This window comes from Microcoleus sp. PH2017_35_SFW_U_B, from assembly GCF_020737865.1.
GTDB lineage: Bacteria > Cyanobacteriota > Cyanobacteriia > Cyanobacteriales > Microcoleaceae > Microcoleus.
On the sequence record NZ_JAEQDE010000064.1, the window covers coordinates 33,460 to 39,890 of the forward strand.

The following is a 6,431-nucleotide window of genomic DNA, read 5'->3' on the forward strand; positions in this document are numbered from 1 at the left end:
TCAACAGTTGACAGTTGACAGTTGACAGTTTAAAAGCGACCTCTACCTAGAAGTCCGAGGAATCGAGTAATGAATAGTCTGATTTTAATTTCTCCCTCAAAGGCTTGGGGCTTTCAACCAATTCTTTCTGGTACAAAGTCTTAAGGGCCAGAATTAATTCTGGCAGTACATAACAAAGTCTGTGTTTGCGGATTACCAAAGGAGATATCGCAATGACTGATCCAAATTTGAATGAAGTAACTGAAGTAACTGAAGTAACAATTGTAGAGGCTACTCCCGAAACGACGGCGATCGTCACAAAGGAGATGCCGGATGCTACGCCCGAAGCGATCGCAGAAACAGCCGCTTTGTTTGAAGCAATTAAAAAACGCGCCGCCGCCGAAGTCCAAGCAGCGGGCGATCTCACCCGCGAAGCTTATTTGAAAGCCCTCCAGAAGGCTTCAGGCGCGATCGAACAAAATAAGTCGATCGCCAAAGAGAGAATGACTGAGGCTGTCAGCCTACTCAAAAAGGAATCCGAGAAAAATTGGCTGGTGGTGGATGCGATTAAAACGCGAGCTCAAGCCCAGGTGCAAGATGCCGGCGAAGTCAGTCGCGAAGCTTATTTGAAAGCGGTTCGACAAGCGCGGGAAGCGGTGGAACAAAATAAATTAGTCGAACGCGATCGCATCGATCAAGCTGTTGAGCACATTCACAAGGAAACTGAAAAGAATTGGCACGTGGTTGTGGGAGAAATTGAGTCGATTGGTGCTCGATTGAAAGAGACTGCTAAGTCTGCTTGGAACTCGCTAACGGCGTTTTTTGACAAGTCAGATCGCGGCGATTCGGAGAAGTAATCGGAATTGATATAATCAGTTCTTCATATCAAATCCGTTTGCATCGGAATGATATAAACGGAATGATATAGCGGATCTAGCGAAAGATTCGCGGACGTTGTTGGGAAGAGAGCCCTCTTGGTTTCAGTGGTTATATAACCTGTCAGTCATACCTCACCTTTTTGATCGCGAATTAAATAATTTACACATATTTGTGGGACGGGCGTCCCGCCCGTCCAGAAAGGACGGGCGGGACGCCCATCCCACAATAATAATTAAAATTGTAAGTTATTTAATTCTCATTCCTAAATTCGCCCAGTTAAATAAGCCACGATCTATGCTAATTGAGCTGAATCGATCGGCTTAGCGACATGAATCTGAAAACCCGCAGCGATCGACGATCGTCATCTTTAGCATAGGCCGTGATCGCCGCAGCAGGAATTTCTCCCCCTTCCTCCACACTCAGTGTCCGAATCTGCCGCATCAGCGAATAACCGTCTTGTTCTGGCATTCCAATATCAGAAAGAAGTAGATCGTATCGATCGGGATTTGCTCTCAACATTGAGATCGCCTCAGTTGCTGATGCCGCTGCGCTAGTTTCAACTCCATACTCATCCAGCATGGTTGTGAATAACTGACGCAGATATGCTTCGTCATCCACCAGCAGCACTCGTACACCAGCCAAGGATGGAATCTGTGCCATTGCCGCTACAGGCTGGTTAGCAACATCTACTTCTGCTACTGCTTCTACAACACAAAGCGCTGAACTTTTTTGCGTATCTGCTAGCAGCGGCAACCTGAGGGTAAACATTGCCCCTTGTTCCTCACCGCCACTTTCTGCACGAATACTACCGCCGTGGAGTTCTACCAAATGATAGACAATCGAGAGTCCTAGGCCCAATCCAGAGTTGCTTCGAGAATAGCTACTATCCGCCTGACGGAAGCGATCGAACACATAGGGAAGAAAATCAGCGTCAATGCCTTTACCAGTATCGCGAATTTGGATTTGAGCCATGCCATCAATGTAGTCTGATGAGATGTCTATTCTGCCTCCGGCTGGGGTGAATTTAATCGCGTTTGAAAGTAGATTCCACAGTACCTGTTGCAAGCGGCTTGGATCGCCCAACAGTTTTAGGGATAAAGGAGTGATCCTCGATTCAAGTTGAATATTTTTGGCTGCTGCGGCCAAACGAACCACCTCGATCGCATTTTCAATGACTGGATTTAGCTCAATTTGCTCAACCTCGATAATTTGCAAGCCTGTGCGTTGGCTCGGCAACTGCTAATTTTTGGCCTGTTGAATTGCCTCCGGCAATTGGACGCGCAATCCCGATTTTGCCATTTTCAGCAAATTAAAGCTCGCCTTACCCGGAGCCGGTTCTAAATAGCTGCTCGTCTGTCCTCGAAATTGCAAAATCTCGCTGGCGCTGTTAATTACGACGCCGACGGGGGCATACTCATTTAAAACAATTAGATCGGCTTGTTTCTCCATTTCCATTTCGTTCCAGCTTGGCGGCACCAGCAGTGGAGGGTTGATGGCTGTCAGAGGATTTTGGCTGGCAGTTAAATCAATGCTCAGCCAATGCGATAACTGTTTTTTGACATAAATTTTGTTTTTTTGGTCGCACAGCCCAAACAATTCGGCAAATTCACCGATCGTTTCCGAAGTACCTAACAGCAAAAAGCCTTCGGGGCTGAGTCCGTAGTGGAACATTGGCAGCAGTTTTTTCTGCAACAAAGATCCCAGATAAATCAGCACATTCCGACAACTAATCAAATCCATCCGCGAAAACGGCGGATCGTTAATCAAATTTTGTCTGGCAAAAACACAGAGTTCGCGCACCTGTTTGGCGATTTGATATCCGCCCTCGACTTGAACAAAAAACCGCTGCAAGCGATCGCGCGAAATATCCGCGACTTGACTGCTAGTATAAAAGCCGCTGCGGGCGATCGCGATCGCGCTGTCGCTGATGTCTGTAGCGTAAATCTGCACCGGCAAATCGATGTCTCGCTCTGTTAAAAACTCTAGCAAGCAAATGGCGATCGAATAAGCTTCTTCGCCCGTGGAACAACCGGCAATCCAAATTCGGATCGGCGACTTCGGCGATTTATTTTTGACGATTTCGGGAAACACTTTGCTGTTTAGAGCATCAAAGCTTTCGGAATCCCGAAAAAAGCTGGTGACGTGAATTAAGACATCGCCATAAAGCGCCGTGACTTCTGTCGGAGTGTTTTGGAGATATGCGGCATAATCTTCGATCCGTTCCAGCTTGTAGAGCAACATCCGCCGCTGTATCCGCCGTTTCAAGGTAGTTTGCTTGTAGTGAGTAAAGTCAACTCCTGTAGCCAATAGCAGTAAATTGTAGATCGTGGCGATCGCATCTTGGCTGGCTGCTGATTCGATCGCAGCTCGATCGGCAATGTAGGGATGGCAGCCGATTTCGGCGATCTTTTGGGCAATTTGTTCCGGCGTCAAGATAAAGTCTACGTGACCGGTCGCCACCGCAGTGTGCGGCATACTGGTGAATTGTGCCGATGCTTCGGATTGAGCAAAAGTAATACCGCCGGCGCCTTTAATCGCTTCTAATCCTCTGGCCCCGTCGCCGTCGCCCCCGGACAAAACGACGGCGATGGCTTTGTTCCCCCTTTCCGCGGCGAGGGAAATCAGAAATGTATCGACGGACATAAACGCCCCGCGTCCCCTGCCGCGGGGCATTAGCTTCAGCACCCCGGATTCGATCGTCAGGCTGGCATTCGGGGGGATGACGTATACCTGATTCGGTGCTACACTTATCCCATCTGTCACCTCATTTACGGGCATCTGAGTCGATCGAGCTAAAATCTCGGTCAACAAACTTTCCTGAGTCGGTAACATATGCTGAATCATCACAAAAGCCATGCCTGTATCGATCGGCAAATGGCTCAGCAATTCCATAAAAGCTTCCAATCCACCCGCAGACGCTCCAATTCCCACCACTGGAAATAATTCCTGGCGATCGTCCTGTTGCTTTCCCTCGGCTGCGATATCAGCTTTAGGCGGAGATTTCTTGGCAGATTTTTTAGGATTCATGTTCGATCGCAGAACTTCTACTGACTGCGAATTGTGGGTCTCAACTTTATCACAATATACTACCCTACGGTCGAGCCGCGGTCTCAAATAACTCAATAAAGTAGGGAGCAATGCTGGCTACTATGCCCACAACTCCCAAGGCTGAACCTACTGCTTAAATCGTTGCTTCTAATTCTGCATCGCGACGGGCTTCTTCGATCGCAACTACGCCCCTCATTGCTTCCATTGCTTTCTCTAGCAAGTTGGTACCGTGTTTGAAGTAACCTAGGTCAGCTTTGATTTGTTCGGTAAACTGGGGGCAAGTCTCTTGGCTGAATAATTCTAGGAAGCTCAAGTTATAATAATTTTTGGTATCCCTACAATTATAAATTTTTCTAAATTTGATGTCAAGAGCTATTTGATTTAATTTATTTTGGTAATTTTTGGCGTTAATGGCGATCGTATTGGGAGCATCTCAGTTTGGCATTTATAGTGCTGTCCCCGCTCGCGAGTAGAATACGCGAGCTCGCGACAGCTCGCACTATAATAAAAAAATGCTGGCGTTGCTGATTTACGGTATGAAAGGCTAAATATGCCAGTCATAGAAACCAGTATCGACAAAGCTTGGGGATTTTCAACTTATTTTTTTCCTACCCTGATTAAGCAACACCCTAAAATCTAAAATCTAAAATCTAAAATCTAAAATCGATTGACTGGTGAAGTTAGGAGTCTTGGGTCATGCGCCGATCGATTTTACGCTATAACATTGATGAACAAAGTTAACTAGAGGCAGTGAATCATGAAAAGTACGATCGCACCAGCATTTATTCTCGCCGGTGTCATGTTAATTGGCGGTTTGTCTGCTTGTGCGCCACCCAACACCCCGGAAGCCTCGGAATCTAATCCAGCTAAGGAAAATCCCGTAAGTTTAGAGAAACCGAAGGCGGATGCTGTTTCCTCCGATGCTGCTAAACCCGATGCGACTGCGGCGAGTCCAGTTATTTCATCAGAAACAAAGGCGGATACTGCTTCCTCCGATGCTGCTAAATCTGACGCGGTGTCGAAAACAAAGGCGGATGCTGCTGCTTCTAAAGATGCTAAACCTGACGCGGTGGCTGCAAATCCCACAAATTCCCAGAAACCAAAGCTTTCTGATGCTGAACGCACACAGAAGCGCAAGGAAGTTAGTGAAAAACTCGCAAAGGTACTCACGGCTGAGCAATACAAACAGTTGAACGCTAAGCTGAAGTCTGGTGAAAAAATGCGTAAAGCTTTGACTGAAATTAATCTCACTGCTGAACAGAAGCCAAAAGTTAAGGCGATTCTTAAGGATGCTTATCCTCGGGCCGCACAAAACCTTCAAAAATCATCGGAAACTAAGCCGCAGTAATGCTGTGAAAGCACGTTTTGTGCGATCGCAATTATAAGGTTTTTGGGTTTTTGTAGGGTGCGTCAGCAAGTTAATTTTTTTTGCATTGCTGGTTGCTTTGTCGGGTGCATCTCATTTTGGCGAACATATCCGTAGGGGCGAAGCATGACCGCAGAAAATAGGAGATTATAACTAATAACTTATATGCGGTCATGCTTCGCCCTCCTCAAAAACCAGATGCACCCGTTTTGTCTGACGCACCCTGTCCTTTGTGAACAAAACCGTTGACAACGCCACAGCCTCAATTCATTTGATTTGGATGCGGACTAAAGTCCTCACTACGAACCTGATGCGGACTAAAGTCCTCACTACGAACCTTTTTTGTTCAATAATCAGCGGACGATCGCCTTTTCACCCTTGTACTTTCATTATCAGTATCTCGCCCTTTTTTCTGTCTGCCTTTTTTAATTTGCTGGCTCATTTCCACAAACAAATCCTTACGCAAATAAGGATAATCGCTCACCCACACATCGCGGCTGGGAATGTAAATATCCGAAACTTTGGCAATTCTGCCCAAATCTTCTTGATTCGACATGATTAACATTAAAGCAGCTTGACCGGGGACAATTCCCTGATGACTTTTCTGCAATGGAGCTCGAAGCGTAGTAGTAAATCCGGTTTTGTCGCCAACTTCTAAATTAATTCGCGGTTCTAGGTTGTCAACAATTACAAGTTGTCCTTTTTGATTGACTGTTTCTTCTTGACTTGTGACTTCATCGGTGATATAAATATCCAATACTCGCCCTTGCCAAAAGCCGCAGTATTTATATTTACGACATTCTGCATTCCGCAAACTAGCCCAGAAAATCGGCCCCCACAGCCAGTACAAACCAGCGATCAATCCGACAATTAAAACTAGAGGCCCGACATCGGAACCGGCAAAATTATAAACTACTAGCAAGAGAACTACAGCTACCGCAGAAATTAATATTCGCCTTAAAAAATCGGGCGGTTTCCCCCAAATATGTTTGTATTGTGCTCCGGTAGCCACGGGGGGAATTAGTTCTTGAAAGGTTTCGCGAGTTAAGGGAATTAGCATAATGGGGAATGGGGAATGGGGAATGGGGAATGGGGAATGGGGAATGGGGAATGGGGAATGGGGAATGGGGAATGGGGAATGGGGAATGGGGAATGGGGA

6 protein-coding genes are annotated in these 6,431 nt (G+C 46.5%); 2 read left to right on the forward strand and 4 right to left on the reverse strand.

The window, feature by feature from the left end; genetic code table 11:
• The first annotated feature begins 212 nt into the window (after positions 1–212).
• Positions 213–836 carry a hypothetical protein gene (locus JGK36_RS18425; protein WP_293177483.1) on the forward strand — a complete coding sequence of 208 codons (624 nt, stop codon included), beginning with the start codon at positions 213–215 and terminating at the stop codon, positions 834–836.
• A gap of 319 nt (positions 837–1,155) precedes the next feature.
• Here the strand turns inward: JGK36_RS18425 and JGK36_RS18430 are convergent, their stop codons facing one another.
• The 3 genes from JGK36_RS18430 to JGK36_RS18440 form a co-directional block, all read right to left on the reverse strand.
• Complete coding sequence (locus JGK36_RS18430) at positions 1,156–2,094, reverse strand: sensor histidine kinase (protein ID WP_293177481.1); 939 nt, start codon at positions 2,092–2,094, stop codon at positions 1,156–1,158.
• A gap of 3 nt (positions 2,095–2,097) precedes the next feature.
• Positions 2,098–3,885, reverse strand: coding sequence for a chemotaxis protein CheB (locus JGK36_RS18435; RefSeq protein ID WP_293197733.1), 1,788 nt, complete (start codon positions 3,883–3,885; stop codon positions 2,098–2,100).
• 154 nt (positions 3,886–4,039) lie between these two features.
• Positions 4,040–4,219: a hypothetical protein gene (locus JGK36_RS18440; protein ID WP_293177477.1), complete on the reverse strand. Its 180-nt coding sequence runs from the start codon at positions 4,217–4,219 to the stop codon at positions 4,040–4,042.
• Between the two features lie 444 nt (positions 4,220–4,663).
• Between JGK36_RS18440 and JGK36_RS18445 the strand changes: the two genes are divergently transcribed.
• The gene (locus JGK36_RS18445) at positions 4,664–5,254 is read left to right on the forward strand and encodes a hypothetical protein (protein WP_293197736.1); all 591 of its coding nucleotides are present in this window, start codon (positions 4,664–4,666) and stop codon (positions 5,252–5,254) included.
• Positions 5,255–5,618: 364 nt separating this feature from the next.
• Here JGK36_RS18445 and JGK36_RS18450 read toward each other — a convergent pair whose 3' ends face one another.
• Positions 5,619–6,332: a phosphate ABC transporter permease gene (locus JGK36_RS18450; RefSeq protein WP_293177473.1), complete on the reverse strand. Its 714-nt coding sequence runs from the start codon at positions 6,330–6,332 to the stop codon at positions 5,619–5,621.
• Positions 6,333–6,431: the final 99 nt, after the last annotated feature.

Coding starts and splice junctions, on each gene's coding strand:
- JGK36_RS18425 (WP_293177483.1), top strand. CDS start 213: ATGACTGATCCAAATTTGAATGAAGTAACTGAAGTAACTGAAGTAACA.
- JGK36_RS18435 (WP_293197733.1), bottom strand. CDS start 3,885: ATGAATCCTAAAAAATCTGCCAAGAAATCTCCGCCTAAAGCTGATATC.
- JGK36_RS18445 (WP_293197736.1), top strand. CDS start 4,664: ATGAAAAGTACGATCGCACCAGCATTTATTCTCGCCGGTGTCATGTTA.
- JGK36_RS18450 (WP_293177473.1), bottom strand. CDS start 6,332: ATGCTAATTCCCTTAACTCGCGAAACCTTTCAAGAACTAATTCCCCCC.